Annotated in this window: 20 protein-coding genes; 4 read left to right on the forward strand and 16 right to left on the reverse strand. The window is 71.4% G+C overall.

Annotated elements, in window-relative coordinates; all coding sequences use genetic code 11:
* Window positions 1-280 precede the first annotated feature (280 nt).
* The 4 genes from minE to minC (ACLBX9_RS14980) all read right to left on the reverse strand — a co-directional run bounded on the left by minE (window position 281) and on the right by minC (ACLBX9_RS14980) (window position 3,314).
* The gene (gene minE / locus ACLBX9_RS14965) at window positions 281-619 is read right to left on the reverse strand and encodes a cell division topological specificity factor MinE (protein WP_010682906.1); all 339 of its coding nucleotides are present in this window, start codon (window positions 617-619) and stop codon (window positions 281-283) included.
* A complete protein-coding gene (gene minD, locus ACLBX9_RS14970; protein ID WP_010682905.1) occupies window positions 616-1,431 on the reverse strand; it encodes a septum site-determining protein MinD in 816 nt (271 codons plus the stop codon). The genes minE and minD overlap by 4 nt, the downstream gene beginning before the upstream one ends.
* Before the next feature lie 13 nt (window positions 1,432-1,444).
* Window positions 1,445-2,173, reverse strand: a complete 729-nt coding sequence (gene minC / locus ACLBX9_RS14975; RefSeq protein ID WP_010682904.1) for a septum site-determining protein MinC — start codon at window positions 2,171-2,173, stop codon at window positions 1,445-1,447.
* Window positions 2,174-2,564: 391 nt separating this feature from the next.
* The gene (gene minC, locus ACLBX9_RS14980; protein ID WP_447719480.1) at window positions 2,565-3,314 is read right to left on the reverse strand and encodes a septum site-determining protein MinC; all 750 of its coding nucleotides are present in this window, start codon (window positions 3,312-3,314) and stop codon (window positions 2,565-2,567) included.
* 88 nt (window positions 3,315-3,402) lie between these two features.
* Between minC (ACLBX9_RS14980) and addA the strand changes: the two genes are divergently transcribed.
* Window positions 3,403-6,921: a double-strand break repair helicase AddA gene (gene addA, locus ACLBX9_RS14985; RefSeq protein WP_447719481.1), complete on the forward strand. Its 3,519-nt coding sequence runs from the start codon at window positions 3,403-3,405 to the stop codon at window positions 6,919-6,921.
* A 206-nt stretch (window positions 6,922-7,127) separates the two neighbouring features.
* Window positions 7,128-7,451 (forward strand): thioredoxin, encoded by a 324-nt coding sequence (gene trxA / locus ACLBX9_RS14990; RefSeq protein WP_010682902.1) that lies wholly within the window; start codon window positions 7,128-7,130, stop codon window positions 7,449-7,451.
* 113 nt (window positions 7,452-7,564) lie between these two features.
* Here the strand turns inward: trxA and ACLBX9_RS14995 are convergent, their stop codons facing one another.
* The 4 genes from ACLBX9_RS14995 to trpA all read right to left on the reverse strand — a co-directional run bounded on the left by ACLBX9_RS14995 (window position 7,565) and on the right by trpA (window position 11,856).
* Window positions 7,565-8,467, reverse strand: coding sequence for an outer membrane protein (locus ACLBX9_RS14995; RefSeq protein ID WP_010682901.1), 903 nt, complete (start codon window positions 8,465-8,467; stop codon window positions 7,565-7,567).
* Window positions 8,468-8,700: 233 nt separating this feature from the next.
* Complete coding sequence (locus tag ACLBX9_RS15000) at window positions 8,701-10,026, reverse strand: bifunctional folylpolyglutamate synthase/dihydrofolate synthase (protein WP_010682900.1); 1,326 nt, start codon at window positions 10,024-10,026, stop codon at window positions 8,701-8,703.
* 8 nt (window positions 10,027-10,034) lie between these two features.
* A complete protein-coding gene (accD, locus tag ACLBX9_RS15005) occupies window positions 10,035-10,931 on the reverse strand; it encodes an acetyl-CoA carboxylase, carboxyltransferase subunit beta (protein ID WP_010682899.1) in 897 nt (298 codons plus the stop codon).
* Between the two features lie 85 nt (window positions 10,932-11,016).
* On the reverse strand, window positions 11,017-11,856 hold the full coding sequence (gene trpA, locus ACLBX9_RS15010; RefSeq protein WP_447719482.1) for a tryptophan synthase subunit alpha: 840 nt from the start codon (window positions 11,854-11,856) through the stop codon (window positions 11,017-11,019).
* A 194-nt stretch (window positions 11,857-12,050) separates the two neighbouring features.
* Between trpA and ACLBX9_RS15015 the strand changes: the two genes are divergently transcribed.
* Complete coding sequence (locus tag ACLBX9_RS15015; RefSeq protein WP_447719483.1) at window positions 12,051-12,716, forward strand: HAD-IA family hydrolase; 666 nt, start codon at window positions 12,051-12,053, stop codon at window positions 12,714-12,716.
* An 82-nt stretch (window positions 12,717-12,798) separates the two neighbouring features.
* Window positions 12,799-15,471 carry an MGH1-like glycoside hydrolase domain-containing protein gene (locus ACLBX9_RS15020; protein WP_447719484.1) on the forward strand — a complete coding sequence of 891 codons (2,673 nt, stop codon included), beginning with the start codon at window positions 12,799-12,801 and terminating at the stop codon, window positions 15,469-15,471.
* A 32-nt stretch (window positions 15,472-15,503) separates the two neighbouring features.
* Here the strand turns inward: ACLBX9_RS15020 and ACLBX9_RS15025 are convergent, their stop codons facing one another.
* From ACLBX9_RS15025 to ACLBX9_RS15060, 8 genes are all read right to left on the reverse strand, one after another.
* Window positions 15,504-15,911 carry a MucR family transcriptional regulator gene (locus ACLBX9_RS15025; RefSeq protein WP_447719485.1) on the reverse strand — a complete coding sequence of 136 codons (408 nt, stop codon included), beginning with the start codon at window positions 15,909-15,911 and terminating at the stop codon, window positions 15,504-15,506.
* Window positions 15,912-16,397: 486 nt separating this feature from the next.
* The gene (locus tag ACLBX9_RS15030; protein WP_010682894.1) at window positions 16,398-17,114 is read right to left on the reverse strand and encodes an LrgB family protein; all 717 of its coding nucleotides are present in this window, start codon (window positions 17,112-17,114) and stop codon (window positions 16,398-16,400) included.
* A 5-nt stretch (window positions 17,115-17,119) separates the two neighbouring features.
* Window positions 17,120-17,524, reverse strand: a complete 405-nt coding sequence (locus ACLBX9_RS15035) for a CidA/LrgA family protein (RefSeq protein WP_447719486.1) — start codon at window positions 17,522-17,524, stop codon at window positions 17,120-17,122.
* A gap of 14 nt (window positions 17,525-17,538) precedes the next feature.
* Window positions 17,539-18,000 carry a tellurite resistance TerB family protein gene (locus tag ACLBX9_RS15040; RefSeq protein ID WP_010682892.1) on the reverse strand — a complete coding sequence of 154 codons (462 nt, stop codon included), beginning with the start codon at window positions 17,998-18,000 and terminating at the stop codon, window positions 17,539-17,541.
* Between the two features lie 110 nt (window positions 18,001-18,110).
* Window positions 18,111-18,893, reverse strand: a complete 783-nt coding sequence (locus tag ACLBX9_RS15045; RefSeq protein WP_447719487.1) for a DJ-1/PfpI family protein — start codon at window positions 18,891-18,893, stop codon at window positions 18,111-18,113.
* The gene (locus ACLBX9_RS15050) at window positions 18,890-19,573 is read right to left on the reverse strand and encodes a TenA family protein (RefSeq protein ID WP_447719533.1); all 684 of its coding nucleotides are present in this window, start codon (window positions 19,571-19,573) and stop codon (window positions 18,890-18,892) included. Before ACLBX9_RS15050 ends, ACLBX9_RS15045 begins: the two co-directional genes overlap by 4 nt.
* A gap of 32 nt (window positions 19,574-19,605) precedes the next feature.
* On the reverse strand, window positions 19,606-20,280 hold the full coding sequence (locus ACLBX9_RS15055; protein ID WP_010682889.1) for a response regulator: 675 nt from the start codon (window positions 20,278-20,280) through the stop codon (window positions 19,606-19,608).
* Window positions 20,277-21,689, reverse strand: a complete 1,413-nt coding sequence (locus ACLBX9_RS15060; protein WP_447719488.1) for an ATP-binding protein — start codon at window positions 21,687-21,689, stop codon at window positions 20,277-20,279. The genes ACLBX9_RS15055 and ACLBX9_RS15060 overlap by 4 nt, the downstream gene beginning before the upstream one ends.
* Window positions 21,690-21,745 lie beyond the last annotated feature (56 nt).

The raw sequence follows: 21,745 nt of genomic DNA on the forward strand, positions 1-21,745 counted from the left end.
GGCGCCCGGGATCCAGACCCTTATCGCGTGCCACGAATGGCTCCGTCGGAGGGTCTGGATTCCGGGCTCGCCTTCGGCAACCCGGAATGACGGTGCGGCGATCCTCGCTGACGCCGAAGGTGCTCCCGGCGTTTCGGGTCTAACGTCGTCGAACCTTCGGCGGTTCGGCCGCAACCGTGCGGCCTGGCAGATGGCGACCGCTTTCAGACAGCAAAGCCGCGCCCGGCTGCCCGGACGCGGCTTACGTCGATCGATGCCGGCGGGAGCGGTCCCGCCCGGCTCAAGCGGCCTTCTTGGACGCCGCCTTCGCACCGCCCTTGTTGGCGGCGACCTCGGCGAGCTTCGCCGCGAGCTTCGCGTCGAGCTTGCCGGCGGCACCGAGCGGAAGCTCGATGTCGAGACCCAGCGTCGAGACGCCCTCGCCACGCTCCAGGGTGACCTTCACCTTGTCGGGCTCGACCGCGACGTGGTTGGCGATCACCGCCAGGATCTCCTCGCGGAGCTGGAGCACGAGGTCGGGGCGACCCGACTCGGCCCGCTCGTGGGCGAGGATCAGCTGCAGACGGTCGCGGGCGACCGAGCCGGAGTTGCGCTTCTGGAAGATGCCCAGGATGCTCATGCCGCCCTCCGCATGAACAGCTTGTCGAGGAACGACTTGCGCTCGACCGGCAGGCTCATCGGGATGTCCTCGCCCTTCAGCCGGCGCGCCGCGTCGGCATAGGCCCGCGCCGGGGCGCAGAGGGGATTGTTGAGGGTCACCGGGCAGCCGAGGTTCGAGGCGCGCAGCACCTCCTGGCTCTCCGGGATGATGGCGAGCAGCGGGATCGACAGGATGTCGAGCACGTCCTCGGTCTTGAGCATGTCGCCGCGGTCGGCCCGGGACGGGTCGTAGCGGGTGAGGATGAGGTGCTTGTCCATCTCCTCGCCCTTCTCCGCCTTGGCGGTCTTGGAATCGAGGAGGCCGATGATCCGGTCGGAGTCGCGCACCGAGGAGACCTCGGGGTTGGTCACGACGACGGCGATGTCGGCGTGGTGCATGGCCAGCTGGGCGCCGCGCTCGATGCCGGCGGGGGAGTCGCAGATGACCCAGTCGAACTTCTCGCGCAGCTCCTCCATGACCCGGGCGACGCCGGCATCGGTGAGCGCGTCCTTGTCGCGGGTCTGCGAGGCCGGCAGCAGGTGCAGGGTCTCGACCCGCTTGTCCTTGATGAGCGCCTGCGGGAGCTTCGCGTCGCCGTTGACCACGTTGATCAGGTCGTAGACGACCCGGCGCTCGGCGCCCATGATCAGGTCGAGGTTGCGCAGGCCGACGTCGAAGTCGACGACGCACACGCTCTGACCACCCTGGGCCAGGGCCGCTCCGAGGGCCGCGGTCGTCGTCGTCTTGCCGACGCCGCCCTTGCCCGATGTGACGACGAGAACCTTTGCCACGCGTCGATCTCCCTTAATCCAGGCTTGCCATTCGGATGTTGCCGCCATCGAGCCAGACCTGGGCGGCCTTGCCGCGCAGGGCCGTGCCCATGTCCTCCGCCGTCCGCACGAGGCGGTCGATCCCCAGCAACTCGGGCTCGAATTTGCGGCAGTAGATTCGTGCGCGCGGGTTGCGCGCGGCTCCGGCGATCGCGCGACCGCGCAGGGCGCCGTAGACGTGGATGGAGCCGCCGGCCAGGATCTCGGCCCCCGAGGACACCGAACCCATCACGGTGACGTCGCCGGTCGGGTTGATGACGCTCTGGCCGGAGCGGACCGAGCCCTCGACGGTGATCGAGGTGACCACATGCGGCTCCGGCTCGGCCGGAATGCTCGGGATCTCGACCGTCTCGGACGGGTGTCCCTTCACCAGAAGCGGCGGCAGGCCTTCCGCCACCGCGTCGGCGCCCTCGATGCCCAGGACCGCGATGCCGCGGGCCTTGAGCTCGTTCATCAGCGTCTCGAGGGTGTCCGGCTCGGGCTTGAGCCGGGCGCAGTCGAGGATCACGGCCCGGCCTTTCAGCAGGGTCGGCGAGCGCTTCAGCGCCGCGTCGAGACCCGCGAGCCACTCGGGAAGCGGCGGTTCGGGGGCGAGGGCCAGGGCCTTGAAGGCCCGTCCGCGCAGGCTGAGCGGCCGGGGCGCGGAAGGAGCCGCCGTCTGGGCGGTCTCCGGGTCGATCGGCTCGGGGAGGGTGTCGCTCATGTCCGCCCGTTAAGAGTCCTTACCGGACCATTGACGGCGGGTATGGTTACCGAAGGGTTAAGTTTCTGATCCGGTCGGCAAATTCTGCCGGGATCCTGGTATCGGGGCGGCGCAGGACGACAGCTCTATGGTCGTCAGACCGTTCCGGTCGATGCCGTGGCACCACCGACTTTGCGAGCGGAGCGAAGCAATCCAGTGGAGCTTTGCCCATTCTGGGTGGCGCTGCCCTGGGTCACTTCGCGTCGCTCGTGAGTCGTGCGAGACCCGCCACCACAGGCATTCGAACGGGAGCCGCAAAGGCGTCTCCGTGCCGCTGGCGCGGCGCCTTCTCTGCTGGATCCGGATCAGATTTCGCCTCGCTCCACCCGCCCGGTAAGAACCGCCCGAACGATCACCCCCGATCGAACAAGGTCAGCTTGATCGCATCATCCGTGAGCCGCACCTCCGTGGCCTGTCCCCGGAAGGACGGGTCGAGGTCGTCCGCGGCGCGGTAGAGGCCGTCGATCGCCACCAGCTCCGGCTCGAACTTGCGGCACCAGATCCGCGCCGCCGGATTGCCCGCGGCGCCGGCGATCGCGCGGCCGCGCAGCGCGCCGTAGACGTGGATCGAGCCTCCCGCGATCACCTCGGCGCCCGAGGCAACGGCGCCCAGGACGGTCACGTCGCCCTCGAGATGGAGCACCGTCTGGCCCGATCGCACCGGCGCGTCGAGGATCAGCGAGCGGACGGCCTCCTTCGGTTGCGGCTCGGCCGGCGCGGGCTCGCCGGAGACCGCGACCTCGCCGGCCGGGCGTCCGCCCGACAGGGCCGGCGGCAGGCCGTCGCCCAGGAGCGCGGGCGGCGCGCCCTCGATGCCCAGGATGGCGATGTTGCGGGCCGTCAGTTCCACGAGCAGCCCGTCGAGATCCTCGCGGCCGAGCCGGAGGCCCGCGAGGTCGAGGATCACCGGCCGTCCGGCGAAGAAATTGGGCGCGCGCCGGTTCAGCGCATCGAGGTCGCCCAGCCAGTCCGCCACCGGTGGCACGGGGGCGAGGACGGTGGCCATGAAGGAGCGGCCGCGGAAGCGGATCGGCGGGCGCACCGGCTCGGATGTCGGCTGGGTCACGGGCGTGTTCGATGTCGCGGAAATGATCGCCACCATCCATGCGGTGCCGCCGCGCGCGGGGCAATCCCGCAACGCCCGGTGTGACGCCTTGGCGGCCCCGGGCGCGCGTTTCTGTTGTAGAGAGATGCGCCAGCCGAGCCGGACCGGACCGTTGAGCAGCGCCAGCACGCACGCCGTCAAACCCTTCGTCGTCGACAACCTCACCCGGGCGAACCAGCGCCGGGCGGCCGATCCGCGGGCCTCGGCCTGGGTCTCCGCCAATGCCGGCGCGGGCAAGACCAAGGTGCTCACCGACCGGGTGGTGCGGCTGCTCCTCGACGGCGCCCCGCCCGGCCGGATCCTCTGCCTGACCTTCACCAAGGCGGCGGCCGCCAACATGGCGATCCGCGTGTTCCGCCTGCTCGGGCGCTGGGTGACGCTGGACGACGAAGCCCTGGCGGCCGAACTTGCCGAACTCACCGGCGAGCAGGCGGGGCCGGAGCGCCTGCGGATGGCCCGGCGCCTCTTCGCTCGGGCGGTGGAGACGCCGGGCGGCCTCAAGATCGAAACCCTGCACGCCCTGTGCGAGCGGCTGCTCCACATGTTCCCGTTCGAGGCGAACGTCCCGGCCCGATTCGTGGTGCTGGACGAGGCGAAGGCCCGGGAGATCTTCGACATCGAGATGGCCAACGTGCTGGCCGACGCGGTCTCGAACGGCGACACGCCGCTGAGCGCGGCCCTCGCCCGCGTCGCCCCCGAGGCGACGGGCGACACGCTCCGGGCGGCGATCCGCTCGGCGATGCGGGCGCGCAGCCTCATCGGCGATACGGCAGGCCTGGAGCGCGCCTTCGCGCGCCTGCACGGCGCGCTGGGGCTCGCCGCCGAGGAGAGCGCCGAGCGGATCGAGGCGGCGATCCTGGAGGGCGGCCCCGGCCTCGCACCGGAGGATCGGGCCGCCGTGGTCCAGGCCCTGCGCACCGGCAAGGCCAACGACGAGAAGCTCGCCGACGCGCTGGCGGCCGCCGAGGCCGAGCGGGCCCGCTCCGAGGACCAGCCGGACCGGGCGGAGGCGCTGGCGCTCTACCGCGCCGTGTTCTTCACCCTCAAGGACGAGCCCAAAGCCGATTCCAGCCTCGGCACCAAGAGCGTCCCGGCCGCGGCGAAGGACGCCCTGATCGCCGAGCGCGACCGCCTGGAGCCGCTCTTCGACCGCCTGCGCGCCGCCCGCGCCCACGCCCGCACGCAGGCCCTGTTCCAGATCGCCGCCGAGATCCATCGCCGGGTCGAGGCGCAGAAGGCGCGGCTCGGCGCCCTCGACTTCGACGACCTGATCCACAAGGCGCTGGACCTGCTCGGCCGGGTCGGCGCCGGCTGGGTCCTGTACAAGCTCGACCGCGGCATCGATCACGTCTTGGTGGACGAGGCGCAGGACACCAACCCGGAGCAATGGGCGATCCTGCGGGCGATCACCCAGGAATTCGCCGCCGGCGAGGGCGCGCGCACCGGCCACCGCACGCGCTTCGCCGTGGGTGATCCGAAGCAGTCGATCTACGGCTTCCAGGGCGCCGAGCCGCGGGAATTCGCCCTGACGCGGGCTTCCTGGATCAAGGAATCGCGGGCGGCGGGCCTCACCTTCGAGGACGTGCCGCTCACCCTGTCGTTCCGCTCGACCAGCCTGGTGCTGCGCGCCGTCGATGCCGTGTTCGCCCTCGACGCGCACAACGAGGGCCTGTCCTTCGAGGACACGGTGCGCCGGACCGTCCACGCGAGCGCGCGGCCGGACGTGCCCGGCGCGGTGGAGCTGTGGCCGATCACCGAGCCCGAGCCGGCGGCCGAGCCCGATGCCTGGACGGTACCGGTCGACGCGCCCGAGACCAGCGCTCCCGCGATCGTGACCGCCCGCCGCGTCGCGCAGGCGGTGCGGAGCTGGACCACACGGGGCGACGCGGCGGGCCGGATCTGGCGCCCCGGGGACGTGCTGATCCTGGTCCGCAAGCGCGGCCCGGCCTTCGAGGAGGTGATCCGCGCCCTCAAGAGCCTCGGGGTGCCGGTGGCCGGCCAGGACCGGCTGGAGGTCTCGGCCCATATCGCGGTGGCCGATCTCGTGGCGGCCGGGCGGGCCGGGCTCCTCCCGGCCGACGACCTGACCCTTGCCACGGCGCTCAAGACGCCCCTGGTCGGGTTCACCGACGAGGATCTGGTGCGGATCGCCGCCCGTCGGGACCTGTCGGAGACGCTGGAGGACGCCCTGCACCGCCACGCCGCGGCGGGCGATGCGACGGCGATCCGCGGCCTCGCGGCACTCGCGGGATGGATCGCGCTCGCGGGCCGCCACGGCCCGTTCGGGTTCTACGCCCGGCTCCTCGGCCCGCAGGAGGGCCGCGCCAAGCTGGTCGCGCGGCTCGGCGGCGAGGCGGGCGACGCGATCGACGTCTTCCTCGCCGCCGCCGCGCAGGCCGAATCGGCCGAGGACGCCCCGTCGCTGGGCGGATTCCTGGCCCGCTATGTCGGCGCCGAGGCCGGGCACACGGTCAAGCGCGACCTCGAATCGGGCCGCGACGAGGTCCGGGTCATGACGGTGCACGGCGCCAAGGGCCTGGAGGCGCCGGTGGTGGTGATTCTCGACGGCTGCGAACCGCTCGGCCGCAACGATCCGCCCCTGCTGCCGCTGGCGGCGACCGGAGGCGCCCTGCCCCCCGTCTGGTCGAGCGGGAAGACGCAGGATTGCGCGGCCACGGAGACCGCCCGCGCGGCCCTGCTCGCCCAGGCGCGGCAGGAGCACAACCGCCTCCTCTACGTGGCCATGACCCGGGCCGCCGACCGGCTGATCGTCGCGCCCTTCCGCGGGCATGAACGCGAGACCGAGGCGGCATGGTGCCGGATGGTGCGGGCCGGCCTCGAAGCCGTGCTGGGCGCGGGCGAGACGATCGAGCTGTCCTACGGGACGGCCACCGTCTGGCAGGACGGCTCCGAGACTCGCCGCGCGCCGGAGACACCGAGGCCCGCGGATCCGCCGGCGCCGGAGCCTGACTGGCTGCGCGACCCGGTCCCGGCCGAGCCGCAGGTGCAGGCGCTCAATCCATCCAGCGCTCTCCAGGCGGCGGATGGCGCACGGGTGCCGCCGCCGCGCCTCGCGGATGCCCAGGCCCGGCGCCGCGGTATCCTGATCCACGCCCTTCTCCAGCACCTGCCGCGGGTCGAGCCGGCGCGCCGCGAGGCCGCGGGACTGGCCTTCGTGCAGGCTCGGGCGCCCGGCCTGCCCCGCCCGGCCTTCTACGGGCTCGTGCGATCGGTCCTGCGCATCATCGACGATCCGGACCTCGCACCCCTCTTCGCGCCGGATGCCCGGGCGGAGGTGAACCTGTCGGGGCGCGTGCAGGTCGGCGGCGCGGAGAGGGCTGTCCAGGGTCGCGTCGACCGGCTGGCCGTGACGACCGACACCGTGCGGATCGCCGACTTCAAGACGGGGCGGCCGCCGGCTCCGGACGCGCCCCTGCCCCCCGCCGAGGCCGGCCAGATTGCCGTCTATGCCCGGCTGCTCGGCCAGATCTACCCCGGCCGGACGATTCGGCCGATGCTCATCTGGACCTCGGGCCCGGTGATCCGCGCCTTGAGCGCCGAGGACATCGCGACCGCCCTGGACCAAGCCGGGATCGCGGCCTGAGGCCTCGGCGACGGGTCGGGTTGCCGGATCGGAGCGCCCGGGTATGCGCCAGCGCACATGCGCGGGGCACATCCCCACCACAGCGCCCGCTGGGGTGTCGCGACTTCTTGACCCCACGCGGACCCGTCGCCAATTCTGACCGGACCGCGCGGGCCCCTGCCCGCTCGACGCCGCCCGATGGGTGGCGCAGACCGAAAGGTGACGTGATGGCGACGGTGAAAGTGACCGACGCGAGCTTCGAGCAGGACGTTCTCAAGTCCGCCGAGCCCGTCGTGGTGGATTTCTGGGCGGAGTGGTGCGGCCCCTGTCGCCAGATCGGCCCGGCGCTCGAGGAGATCGCCACGGATCTTCAAGGCAAGGTGAAGATCGCCAAGGTGAATGTCGACGAGAACCCGCAGATCGCCGCCCAGTACGGCATCCGCTCGATTCCGACGCTGCTGCTGTTCAAGAACGGCGAGCGGGTCGATCAGAAGGTCGGTGCCGCCCCGAAGGGTGACCTGTCCCGCTGGATCGGTGCGCAGACGGCCTGATCCCGGAGATCGGTTGACAAAAGGAAAGCCCGGCCGCGAGGCCGGGCTTTCTCGGTTTCAAGACCCTGTTGTTATCAAGTCCCGGGCTTATGCCCGGGACCTTCCGTCCGGTCTCAGTACGAGCCGAACTTGTAGTTCAGGCCGGCGCGGACGACGGCGAACTCGGCGTTGTTGCGCACCGGCACGTTGTTGAACACCGGCACCAGCCCGGCGGGGGTGATGTAGCCACCCACCAGCGGGAGACCCGTGTTGCGGCCCTGATCGAGGTTCACGTACAGGCCTTCCACCTTCAGCGTCACGGCCGAGGAGCGGAAGAAGTTCAGGAACGAGTCGGTGGGCAGGGCGTACTCGATACCGCCGCCGACCGTCCAGCCGGTGACGAAGTCGCTGCGGCTGCCGGCGAAGTTCTGGAACGCGACGCGCGCGCCCTGATCGCCGGTGGCGTAGGCGAAGCCGCCGGTGCCGTAGAACAGCACGCGGTCGAAGGCGTAGCCGAGGCGGCCGCGGACCGTGCCGAAGAAGTCGAGCGTGCTGAGCAGGCCGTTGGCCGGCACGAAGTTGCCGAAGCCAGCGCCGGGCGCGCCCGCCAGGACATAGCTGCCGCGACGGTTGCCGAAGTCGAGGTACTGAGCGTCGGCCTCGACGCCGAACACCACGCCCTGACCCGGGGTCAGCTGCCAGTTGTAGCCGATCTGGCCACCGCCGGTGAAGCCTTCGTTCTGGTTACGACCGTAGGTCAGCGAGGAGCCGGGGGTCAGGATCGGCGGGACGAACAGCGCGCCACCGGGCGTGATCGCGACCGGGTTGGCACCCGGGATCTGCGTGAAGCCGTTGGCCGTGTTGTTGCTGGCATCGAAGCCGTAACCAGCGTTGATACCGAAGTAGGCGCCCGTCCAGGTGAACACCGGAACCGGGGTGAACACCGGCGGCGGAGCGGCGCGGCGCGGCAGGTCGGCGGCCGAAGCGGCGGCCGTCAGCGCCGTGAACGCCGCGAGAGAGGTGATAAGCTTCTTCATTACTGTGATCCCCAGCATTAGCCCGATCGCCATGGACGTTAGGCGATCGGGCCCGCGATGGATGTAGCTTAGCTGCCACAGCCGAGGGAAAGCGTAGCCGTGACGGGACGTCGATCCGGTCGAATGCGGCGAATCGACGACTTTCCGCGCCTGACGATCAAAGCTTGCGGGATGTCCAGAGACATTCCATGCGATTGCGGCCGCCGTTTCCGGCACAGCCGGACCGCGACGACTCAGACGGGCGGTGTGTCGTTGGCCGCCAGGACTAGCCCGGCCAAGTAGAGCGACCCGCAGATCAGGATCCGCGGCGGCCGCTCGAAGGCGATGTCTTTAACCATTGCTAGCGCCGCCTCGATGCTCGGGGCCGCGTAGGTGGAGAGGCCGACGCTCTCGCCGATCCGCGCGACCTCGTCGGCCGGGCGCGCCGCCATCGTCCCGGTGATCGGGACGGCGACGAGGGCCCGGGCGAGCCCGACGAAATTGCGCAGGAAGCCGTCGGCGTCCTTGGTGCCGAGCAGGCCGACGATCAGAACCAGCGGCACGTCGCTCTTCTCGCCGAGATCCGCCATCGCGGCGGCCAGGATCCGGCCCCCGTCGATGTTATGGCCGCCGTCGAGCCACAGCTCGGCGCCGGGATCGATCTGCGCGGCGAGGCGCCCCCGGCCCAGGCGCTGCAGCCGTCCCGGCCAATCGACCTCCGTCAGACCCTTCTCCAGGGCCGTCGTGCCGATGTCGCCGAAGCCCGCGGCGCGCAGCGCGGTGATCGCCGTCCCGGCATTGACCAGCTGGTGCCGGCCCGCCAGCTTGGGACGCGGCAGGTCGAAGAGATCGGTCTCGTCTTGGTAGACGAGCCGGCCGCGCTCCTCGTAGACGGAGAAATCCTGGTTGCCCACCAGGATCGGACCGGCCCCGACCGCCTCGGCGCGCCGGCACAGCACGGCGTCGGCCTCGGCGTAGTCCTGGGCGGCGATCACGGCGGGACAGCCGCGCTTGAAGATGCCGGCCTTCTCGGTCGCCACCGATTCGACCGTGTCGCCGAGATACTCGGCGTGGTCGCGCCCGATCGGCGTCACCACCGAGCAGGCGGGCTGCGCGATCACGTTGGTGGCGTCGAGCCGGCCGCCGAGGCCGACTTCGAGCAGCAGCACGTCGGCCGGGCTCTCCGAGAACAGCAGCAGGGCCGCCGCCGTGGTGATCTCGAACATCGTGATCGGCTGGCCGTCGTTGGCCGTCTCGCAGCGCGAGAACGCGTCGGCCAGCCGGTCCTCGTCGACGAAATGGCCGCCGCCGATCCCGCCGATCCGGATCCGCTCATGGAATCGGACGAGGTGGGGCGACGTGTAGACGTGCGCCGCGAGCCCTCCCGCTTCGAGGATCGCCCGCATGAACGCGATGGTCGAGCCCTTGCCGTTGGTGCCGGCGACATGGATCACCGGCGGCAGGCGCCGCTCAGGATTGTTGAGGCGCGCGAGGAGCCGCTCGATCCGACCCAGCGACAGGTCGATGGTGCGGGGATGCAGCGCGAGGAATCGCGCCATCAGGGCGTCGGACGAGGCCATCGCGCGGCTTAAGCCGCCTCGGAGGCGGTGAGCGGGGCGCTCGCCTCGGCGGCGTTGGTGAGGAGCTTGCAGAGGCGCGTGATCGTCTCCTTGAGCTGGTGGCGATGGACGACTTGGTCGACCATGCCGTGCTCGCGCAGGTACTCCGCCCGCTGGAAGCCGTCCGGCAGCTTCTCCCGGATGGTCTGCTCGATCACCCGGGGACCGGCGAAGCAGATCAGGGCCCCGGGCTCGGCGAGGTGGACGTCGCCCAGCATCGCGTAGGAGGCGGTGACGCCGCCGGTGGTCGGGTTCGTCAGCACGACGATGTAGGGCAGCCGGGCCGCGTTGAGGCGGCGCACCGCCACGGTCGTGCGCGGCATCTGCATCAGCGACAGGATGCCCTCCTGCATCCGGGCGCCGCCCGAGGCCGCGAACAGCACGTAGGGCGTGCGCTTCTCCAGGGCCGTCTCGGCGCCGCGCACGAAGGCCTCGCCCGCCGCCATGCCGAGCGAACCGGCCATGAAGCCGAATTCCTGCGCGGCCAGCACCATCGGCAGCCCGCCGACCCGGCCGAAGCCGATCTTGAATGCGTCCTGCAGCCCGGTCTTGGCGCGCGCTTCCTTGAGGCGGTCGGCGTAGCGCTTCTCGTCGCGGAACTTCAGCGGGTCCGGAGCGACCTCGGGCAGCGCCACGTCGATCCACGTGCCCTCGTCGAACATCATCTTCAGGCGCGCCTGGGCGCCCATCTTCAGATGGTGCTCGGAGCCGGGGATGACCCAGTGATTGGCCTCCACCTCCTTGTGGAACACCATCTGACCGGTATCGGGGCACTTGACCCAGAGGTTCTCCGGCGTCTCGCGCTTGAACAGGGTCTTGATCCGGGGGCGCACAACCTCCGAGATCCAGTTCATCGGTTCGACCATCGCCTCGCGTCCGTCCGCTTCAAGCCCGCGCCAATATCAGGATGGCGGCGCTCCGCCGCCAGGGGCGATCGCCAGGGATCGCCGATCAGGCGGCCTGCCCGACCCGCGCCGAGCGCACCCCCTCGGCCAGTTCGCGCACGAGTTGCACGACCGCCGGGACGCTGCCGGGCTGGGCCCGGCCGTCGGCATCGAGTGAACGCACGAGCGTGTCCACCAGCGCCGAGCCGACCACGACCCCGTCCGCGCCCCGGGCGATGGCCGCCGCGTGGGCGCCGGTCTTCACGCCGAAGCCGACCACCACCGGTAGCTCGGTGTGCCGCCGGATCCGCGCCACCGCCTCAGAGACCTTGCCGAAATCGGGCGTCGCCGTTCCGGTCACGCCGGTGATCGACACGTAGTAGACGAAGCCTGCCGTATTCGCGAGCACGGCCGGCAGCCGCTTCTCGTCGGTGGTGGGGGTGGCGAGCCGGATGAAGGCGAGGCCCTTGCCCAGCGCCGGCAGGCACAGCTCGGCATCCTCCTCGGGCGGCAGGTCGACTACGATCAGCCCGTCGACGCCGGCGGCCACCGCGTCCTCCAGGAACCGGTCGACGCCGTAGGTGTGGATCGGGTTGTAGTAGCCCATCAGCACGATCGGCGTGGAGTCGTTCTCCGCGCGGAAGCGGCGCACGAGATCGAGGGTGCCGGGCACGGTCTGCCTGGCCTTCAGCGCCCGCAGGCCCGCCGCCTGGATCGCCGGGCCGTCCGCCATCGGGTCGGTGAAGGGCAGGCCGAATTCCAGGATGTCGGCGCCGGCGCCCGGAAGGGCCTTCAGCACCTCCAGGGAGGCCTTGGGGTCGGGGTCGCCCGCCATCACGTAGGTGACGAGGACGGCCCGGTTCTCCGCGCGGGCGCGGGCGAAGGTGGCGTCAATGCGGCTCGGCATGGGTCTGGGGTATTTCGCAGTGTCAGGGCGCGGGGGCCCGGGATTGCCCTCCGCGCTACACCAAAGGCGCGGGCCCGTGAAGCGGGCGCCTCCGGCATCGGCCGGCATCGCGGATCGGGCCGCGGCCGGATGGGGGGTCCGGCCATGCGCGCGGGCCCGTTGCCCGCCGAGCGTCCCCCGCGTAGCGCTCGGCCATGACCGAGGATGCCTTTCCCGCCCGCCGCTTCGCCGCGCTCCTGTTCGACATGGACGGCACGCTGATCAGCTCCCTCGCCTCGGCGGAGCGGATCTGGTCGCGCTGGGCGCGGGCCCACGGCCTCGACGTGGCGGCGTTCCTGCCGACGATCCACGGCGTGCGCTCGGTCGAGACGATCCGGCGCCTCGACCTGCCCGGCGTCGATCCCGAGGCGGAGGCCGCAGCGATCACCCGGGCCGAGATGGACGACGTGGCTGACATCACCGAGATCCCCGGCGCCCGCGCCTTCGTGGAGGCGCTGCCGCCCGGCCGCTGGGCGATCGTGACCTCGGCCCCCCGGGCGCTCGCGGAGCGCCGCCTCGCCGCCGCCGGGATGCCGCGTCCCCGACTGATGATCGCCGCCGAGGACGTGGCGCGGGGCAAGCCGGCGCCGGACTGCGTCCTGGCGGCCGCGGGCCGGCTCGGCGTCGCGGCGGCGGATTGCCTGATGTTCGAGGACGCGCCGGCCGGCATCCAGGCCGCCGAGGCGGCGGGGGCGTCCGTCACGGTCGTCACCGCCACGCATCACGCGCCGGTGCGGACGTCCCACGCGCGGATCCCGGATTACCGCCGCCTGCGCACCGAGGCCGGTCCGGACGGGATCCGCGTGAGCCTGACGGATTGAGCGTCGCGCTGACGTTGACTTTTACCGGACGGACCGGGGCAGTATCGGCGCTTCGAATGCCGGATCCGGGACATGCCAGCCCATGACCAAGCCCGAGGGCGCACCGCGGAGCATCTTCGAGACCGCCGAGGGCCGGCGGCTCGTCGCGGCGCGCTCCGACCCGGCCTGGCGCCAGTGGGGCCCCTATCTAAGCGACCGGCAATGGGGCACCGTCCGGGAGGATTACAGCCCCGGCGGTGACGCCTGGGACTACCTGCCCCACGACCACGCGCGGTCGCGCGCCTATCGGTGGGGCGAGGACGGGATCGGCGGCTTCGGGGACCGCCACCTCAACTGGTGCCTGGCGCTGGCCCTCTGGAACGGCCGCGACCCGATCCTGAAGGAGCGCCTGTTCGGCCTGACCAACCAGGAGGGCAACCACGGCGAGGACGTCAAGGAACTCTACTACTACCTCGACGGCGTCCCGACCCACACGTTCATGCGGATGCTCTACAAGTACCCGCAAGCCGCCTTCCCCTACGGAGAGCTGGTCGCGGAGAACGCGCGGCGCGGGCTCGACGACCCGGAATACGAGCTGCTCGACACCGGCCTGTTCGACGAGGGCCGCTACTTCGACGTCGCGATCGCCTACGCCAAGGCGACCCCCGACGACGTCCTGATGCGCGTCACCGTCACGAACCGCGGGCCGGAGGCGGCCGACCTGACGCTGCTGCCGCAGCTCTGGGCGCGCAACACCTGGTCGTGGAAGCAGGGCGCGCCGAAGCCGGAGCTGATGGCCGGGTCCGACGGCTCGGTCTGGGCGCGCCACCCCACCATGCCGCCGATGCGCTTCTTCGCCGAGGGCGCGGCCGAGGTCCTGTTCACCGAGAACGACACCAACACGCACCGCCTGTTCGGCAGCGGTCCCGCCGACGGCTTCTACAAGGACGGGATCGATCGCTGCGTCGTCGGCGGCGAGGCGAACGCGGTCAACCGACTCTCCGGCACCAAGTGCGCCGCGCGCTACGACCTGCATCTCGGCCCCGGCGAGACCCGCACCCTGCGCCTGCGCCTGCGCGCCGAGACCGCGCCGGGGGCGCCCTTCGCGGACTACGACGCCGTCTTCGCCGAGCGCGCGGCGGAGGCCGACGCCTTCTACGCCGCCCTGCAGGCGCCGATCGCCGATCCCGAGATGCGGCTCGTCCAGCGGCAGGCGCTGGCCGGCATGCTCTGGTCGAAGCAGCTCTACCATTACGACGTGCGCGAATGGCTCGGGGGCGATCCGGCCCAGCCCGCCCCCGCCCCCGAGAGGCGGCGCGGACGCAACAGCGACTGGGCGCATCTGCGCGCCAACGACATCATCTCGATGCCGGACGCCTGGGAGTATCCCTGGTTCGCCTCCTGGGATCTCGCGCTGCAGGCCATCGTCTTCGCGCTGTTCGATCCGGACTTCGCCAAGAACCAGCTCCTGCTCCTCGTGGACGAGGCCTACGCCCATCCGAACGCCGCCCTGCCGGCCTACGAGTGGGGGTTCGGGGACGCCAACCCGCCGGTCCACGCGCTGGCCGCCTGGCGGGTGTTCGAACTGGATCGCCAGCATACCGGCACGCCCGACCATGCCTTTCTCAAGCGCATCTTCAACAAGCTGACCCTGAACTTCACGTGGTGGGTCAACCGCAAGGATTCGGACGACCGCAACCTGTTCCAGGGCGGATTCCTGGGCCTCGACAACATCGGCATCTTCGACCGGTCGAAGCCGGTGGGCGACGGCGCGACCCTGACCCAGTCGGACGCGACCGCCTGGATGGCGACCTATGCCCTCAACCTGATGCGCATCGCGATCGAGCTGGCGCTGCAGGACCCGACCTACGAGGACATGGCGGAGAAGTTCTTCGAGCACTTCCTCCTCATCGCGGCCGCCACCGGCGAGGGCGTGTGGGACGAAGGCGAAGGCTTCTTCTACGACGTGATCGAGACCCGCGACGGACGCCGGCTGCCGATCCGGGCACGCACCATGGTCGGGCTGGTCCCGATCTTCGCGGTGGCGACCATCAACGAGTGTGACCTCGAACGGCTTCCGTCCCTGCGTGACCGCATGGTGTTCTTCCTCAGGAACCGTCCCGATCTCGCGACTCTGGTCTCGCGCTGGAACGAGCCCGGCCAGGCCCGGAGCGCCCTGCTGTCGCTGCTGCGCGGCCACCGGCTCAAGGCGCTCCTGCACCGCGCCCTCGACCCGGCCGAATTCCTGTCGGACCACGGCTTGCGCGCCGTGTCCCGCGCGTACGCGGATCAACCCTTCTGCTTCGCCTGGGACGGCCGGGATCTCGGCCTCGCCTACGAGCCCGCGGAGTCGCGCTCGCGGCTCTTCGGCGGCAACTCGAACTGGCGCGGCCCGGTGTGGATGCCGGTCAACTACCTGCTCATCGCCGGCCTGAACCGCTTCCACGACTATTACGGACCGGATTTTCGGGTCGAGGCGCCCACGGGCTCGGGGCAGACCTCGTCGCTGCGCGAGATCGCCCAGGCGCTCGCCCGCCGGTTGATCGGCCTCTCCGTGCGCGGGGCGGACGGCCGCCGGCCGGTCTACGGCCACAGCCGGATCGAACAGGAGGATCCGCATTTTCGCGATCTCGTCCTGTTCTACGAATATTATGACGGCGACACCGGCCGCGGCGTCGGCGCCTCCCACCAGACCGGATGGTCGGGCCTCGTGGCCCTGCTCATCCAGGACATCTCGGAATCCGTCGCGCAGACACCGGCCCCGCCGCGCCTCTGACGCCGGAGACCCGGCGGCACGCGGGACCGGTTCTAGCCCACGGCCTGCTTCATCCGCAGCCGCTGGCTCTGTCCGATCTGACGCGAGATGCTCGACCGGTGGGCACTGTAGGTGGCCGAGACGAGGGGATAATCCACCGGCAGGCCCCACTTGGCCTTGTAGGCCTCGGGCGTGAGGCCGCGGATCGTCAGGTGACGCCGCAACGCCTTGTAGGGCTTCCCGTCCTCGAAGCTGATGAGCGCGTCGGGCCGGATGGAGGCCCGGATCTGCGCCTCGGTCAGACGGCTGATCTGCGAAGCCCTTCCGCGATCGAGCGCTGCGATCGAGCGATGAACCTCGGACAGAAGATCCGGCAAGGCACCAGCGGGAACGGTGTTTCGCGTGACGTAGGCGCTCAGTATCTTCGCGGCAAGTTCAATACTCGGCGAGGCATTTGGCATGGGCATCTCCTCCTTCCTCGTGTATCGATGCAGTGTTGGTCAGTGTTGGATACCGCCTCTTTCACGCCTGCGCGCTCAAGCCCGGCTTACGTCGCTGCAACCAAGATACGCAGCTTTGACCCTGATTCTCTACTTATGATAGTAGCAGCAAGGTGTGGTCAATATCGTTAACGGTGGCCCGGGACAGGTCCGGCCGGATGCGTCAGCAAGGTCAGCGGGGTTCGCTTCGCGGGTCGCGCTGACGCTTTCGGCTAGCTCGCCAGACGCGAATCGAGATCACCCGGGACAGCGCGGCGTCGACGCGTGCGGCGCTGTGGAATGACGTCGCCCGCGAGGTGACGGCGTTCCGGAAGCGGCAAGCGGCGAGGATTTCAGCCGCTTTCGGCCGCCTCGTGATGCCGGATCATGCGGACTTGGAAACCTGCCGTCGGCGGCTCGGCGCGATGGTGCCGACGGAACGCCGGCGCCGGTCGGCCGCCCCTCGGGTCAGAACAGCAGATGCAGCGCCAGTGGCGCGAGGATCGCCGTCAGGAAGGCGTTCAAGCCCATGGCGATGCCCGCGAAGGTGCCGGCGACCTCGCTCACCTGGAAAGCGCGCGCCGTGCCGATACCGTGGGCCGCAAGTCCGGCCGCGAAGCCGCGGGCGCGCATGTCGCGGATCTTCAGCGCCTCCATCATCGGCGTCACCAGGATGGCGCCGATGATGCCGGTCAGGATCACCAGGATGGCGGTGAGGGTCGGATCGCCGCCGAGCGCCTCGGCGATGCCCATGGCGACGCCGGAGGTCACGGATTTCGGCGCCAGCGAGACGAGGACCGGCTGCGGGATGTCGAGCAGCCGCGCCAGGGCGATCACCACGGCCAGCGTCGTCGCCGAACCCGCCGCCAGGGCGGTGAGCATCGGCACCAGCGCGCGCATCACCGTCGCCCGCCGCTCGTAGAGCGGCATGGCCAGCACAACGGTGGCGGGCCCGAGCAGGAAGTGGACGAACTGCGCGCCCTCGAAATAGGCCGGATATGGCGTACCGGTCGCCGCCAGGACGCTGCCGACCAGCGCCACCGTGATCAGCACCGGATTGGCGATCGGGTGGCGCCCGGTCGCCGCGGCGATGCGGTCGGCCAGCACGTAGGCGGTCAGCGTCACGGTCAGCCAGAGCAGCGGCGTCTTGGCGAGGTAGACCCAGAGGGAGAAATCGCCACCCATCGCCGTCAGGACTCCCCGTCGCTCCCGCCCCGCTCGACCAGCGCCGCGACGGCGCGGAACACCAGCACGGTCACCAGCAGGGACAGCGCCGTCGAGACCAGCAGCACGACGGCGAGCTTGATGCCCTGCGCCCGCAGGAGGTCCAGACGGCCCACGACGCCGACGCCCGCCGGGACGAACATCAGCGACAGGTTCATGAGAAGCCCCCGCGCCGTCGATTCGAGGGTGCCGTCGGTCAGCGGCCGCGGGAGGTAGCGCGGCAGACCGAACCGGGCGCTGTCGCGCAGGAGCAGAAAGACGAACATCAGCCCCATGCCGATAACCGGCCCGGGGATCGGAACGCCGGCCCCGCGGGCCAGGATCTCGCCCATGAGCTGCGCGAGCAGGATCAGCGCGAGGCTCGCGATCATCGCGCGCCCCTCGCCTAGGCGAGCCCGACGCTCTGCTGGCCGCCCCGGCGGGCGGCCGCGATGGCCGCATCATCGAAGCCGAGCAGCCGGCCGAGGCGCTCGACCAGCGCCTCCTCGAACTCGTCGACATGGCCGTCGGCGGCGGCGACCGACCACGCCATGGTGAGGAGTTCCCGACGCTCGGCCGCGTCGGCCTCGTGCGGAAGCATCTCGACGAGGCTCGCCACGTCGCGGATCTCCGTGTCCACCGTGGTGGCCCGCTCGATCAGCACGCGGGCGGCCTCCGGCCCGTCGGCGTAGTGGCCCTGGACGAGGCGTGACAGGCGCTCGCTCTCGGACGGCGCGAGGATGCCGTCGACCCGCGCCACGTGGACGAGGAGCGCCGTGGCGGCGAGGTGCGTGTCGTCCACCACCTCGATATGGCCGACGCCGAGAGCCTCGGCCGCGTAGGCGCGCAGGCGTGCGATCAGGGACATGGCGGCTCCGGCGGATGTTGCACTGCTCAGTTCGGCCGCGCGGCAGCCGCCGTCAAGGACGCGGGACGACGTCGCGCCGGAGCGTGGCAGCGCTGCATCGGCGGCCCGCCTCAGTCCCGCGCCGCCGCGCGGGCCCCGGCGACCAGGGGCGCGAGGATCGCGTCCGCGGCCCGGACGATGGCCGGACCGGCCTGTCCGGGCGTCCCGGCCTGGAACGGCGGCTCCGGGGCGTACTCGGCGACGAGCTGGGCGGTCCGCGCGTAGTCGGGACCGCGCAGGCGGGCGCAGAGCGCGAGACCCAGGTCGAGCCCGGCCGAGATCCCGGCCGCCGTCGCGCGGTTGCGATCGAAGACGACGCGCTCGGCCACCGGCTCGGCGCCCAGGAGCGGCAGGACTGTGTCGCGCACGCACCAGTGCGACGTGGCGCTGTAGCCCCGCAGCAGGCCGGCGGCGCCGAGGATCAGGGATCCGGTGCAGACGCTCGTCACCCAGGCCGTGCGCGCGGCGCGCGCGCGCAGGAAGTCGAGGAGCGTCGCGTTTCGCATCTGGGCCGGAGTCCCGTCGCCGCCGGGCACGAACAGCACATCGAGATCCGCCGGGCAGCGCGCGAAGGTGTCGGTCGCCACCAGGGTGAGGCCGGTATCGCTCGCCACCGGGCCCGCCACCTCGGCGACGAGGTGCAGGCTGCCCGGGGCGAGGCCAGCCAGCAAAGCCTGCGGCCCGGCGAGATCCAGGACGGTCATGCCGGGGAAGAGCAGCATGGCGATTCGGACAGGCCGGTCCGACGGGATCGGGTCCGGACTCCCGGCCGCCTCCGCGCCGGCCGGCCAGACGGCCGCCGCGGCGAGGGCCGCGTTCAGCAGAGCGCGCCGGCTCGGGCCCGGATCGGTCACAAGGGCCAGGCCGCGTCGCGATAGGCGCTGTCCCAGAACATCCACTCGAGCCGGGTCGCCTGCGCGAAGGCCCGCTGCATCCGCTCCCGCGTCGCGGCGGAGACGTTCAGGGCCGCCCGGTCGGTGACGGCGATCATGGCGGCCACCGCCGCGGCAAAATCCGCGCCCGCGTAGGTGTCGATCCAGGCCCGGTACGGGTTGCCCTGGCCCGCGCGGGCGAAGATGTCGTCGCCCACCGCCTTGTAGATCCAGAAGCAGGGCAGCAGGGCCGCGCAGACGACCTCGAAGGGCTCGGCGTAGGCGGTGGCCATCAGAAAGCTGACGTAGTGGTCGCAGGCCGGCGTCAGCGGCGTGGCCGCGAAGGTGTCCGGGCCGATGCCGTAGTCTCGGAAGAAGCCGCCGTGGAGGGCCCGCTCGACGACGATCGCCTCCTCGGCCGCGCGCGCGAACTGGACGATCGTATCCGGCTCCGGCGCCTTCGCGGCGGCGAGGCTGAGGGCACGTCCGAAGCCGATCAGGTAATGGGCGTCCTGGACGATGTAGTGCCGGAACCGGTCCTGCGGCAGCGTGCCGGCGGCCAGTTCCGCGTTGAACGGCATCGACCGGATGGTCTCGCAGGCGGCGGCGTTCCGCGTCCACGCCTCCCGGGAGAAGGATCCGGGGCCGCCATCGCCCGTCATGCCATCGCCCGTCATCGCGAAGCCCGCCACGCCTAGCCCTGCCGCTGCGCGTGGGTCACGGCGACGTGGATCAGCTCGGCGAGGGTGCGCACCCCGAGCTTCTGGCGCATCTGCGAGCAGGCGTTGGTGACGGTCTTGTAGCTCACCGACAGGTCGGACGCGATGGCGCCGTAGGAGCGGCCCTGGGCGAGCCGCGCCAGGATCTGCTGCTCCCGCGGGGTGAGCTGCGATTCCGGCGTGCGGCGGGCGTCGGCGCGCAGCATCGCCACCTCGGTGGCCAGCCGCCGGTCGAGGTAGACCTCGCCGATCCGCACCTTCCCGAAGGCCTCGAACAGTTCCGCCGAGGCGTGGTCCTTCAGGACGTAGCCGAGCGCCCCGGCCTCGAGGGCGCGGGCGACAATGACGGGATCGTTGTGCATGCTGAAGACCAGGATGCGCGTGTCGGGGGCGACCGCGCGGATCCGGCGGATCAGGCCGAGCCCCGCCATGCCGCTGCCCTGGAAGGTCAGGTCGCAGATCACCACCGGCGGCCGGAGCCGGTGGAAGATCCGGTAGCCGCCGACCACCGTGGTGGCCTCCGCGATGGTCTCGACGCCGGCATCCTCCAGCACGCGTCGACAGCCCTGGAGGACGATCGGGTGATCGTCGATGACGAGGACCGGCAGGCGCGTGGCGGCGATGTCGATCTGTGAGGCGATGGCGTTCATGCGCTCGGCGCGTTGTTCTCGTCGCCCCGCTCCGGCGGAACGGGGATCGTGATCCGGACGATTGCGCCGGGGCCGGCATTGTCAAGGGCGAAGGTGCCGTCCAGGGCCTCGACACGCTCACGCATCCCCGACAGACCGAGCCCGGTGCCGTGTTCGGCCGGGATTCCGGTGCCGTTGTCGCGGATGGTGACGTCGAGCCGGCCGTCGGACTCGGTCGCCTCGGCCTCCACCCGGGTCGCGGCGCCGTGCCGCACGGCGTTGGTGACGCTTTCCTGGACGCAGCGGAAGACCGTGAGGTCGACGAGGTCCCCGTATCCCCGGGCCAGACCGTCGAACTCACCGATGAAGGTGAGCCCCGGGTGACGCTGGCCGAAGCCGCGCAGCAGCAGGTCGAGGCAGGTGGCCAGCGGCGCTTCCCCGAGGCCGTGGGGCCGGAGGCGGTTCAGAAGCTCGCGGTTGACGGTCTGAACCTGGCCGACGATGGCGCTGATCTCGGCGGCGCGGGCGGTCAGCTTGTCGCGGCTGGGCTCGCCAGGCCCGGAGGCGATCCGGGCGATGGAGGCCGCGTTGGCCTCCAGGGCGAAAAGACAGGGGCCGAACTCGTCGTGCAGTTCCAGAGCCGTCCGGCGGCGCTCGTCGTCCTGCGCGGTGAGCAATTGCCGGTTGAGACGGCCGTTGGCGGCACGGACCTCGCCCAGGGCCTCGGCCACCTTGTTGAAGCGCGCGGCGATCACCGCCAGCTCCTGGGCGCCGGGCGGTTCGAGGCGGACGGTGTAGTCGTGGTGCTCGAGCTGCGTCAGGCCGCCGCCCAGCCGTCGCAGCGGCGCCAGGATGCGGCCCAGAGCGACGTAGAGCGCGATCAGCATGGCGACGTTGATCGCCCCGGTCGTGAGCGACAGCGCCCGCGCGTAGCCCCAGATCTCGTCGATCTCGTCGAGGGGCTGCGTGGTGATCTGCGCGGTGCCGAGACGCTGGCCGTTCACCGCGATCGGCAGGGTGTGGCGCTCGATCGGCGGCATGATCAGGTCGGCGAACCAGCGCGGCGCCTCCCGTTCGGACCGGTGCGGGGGCGCCGGGTCGCCGACCCGGTCGCCGTCCGCGTCGAGCACGGCGACGCGGACGTGGCGCAGCACCTTGAACCGCAGGTCCAGGGTCTGGAGGAGCGTGTCGGGCGAGGCCGTGTCGGACAACCGGATCGTGTCGGCGACCAGCGACTCGACGGTGGCCAGGGAGGCGCGGGTCTCGACCCGGACCGCCGAGCGCGCGTTCAACACGATCACGCCGCAGGAGATCAGGGCCGCGAGCGCGTCGATGAACAGCACCACGGCGACCAAGCGGGCCCGCGTCGACCACGACGCCCACGGCCACCGGCCCGCGCGGCTTTCGGGCGGCGCGAGGGTCTGGGACATCGGGAGCAGGGTCGGGCGGGTATCCACCCCGAGACGCTTAACGGGCGCCGCGCCGA

The organism is Methylobacterium sp. A49B (assembly GCF_053346215.1).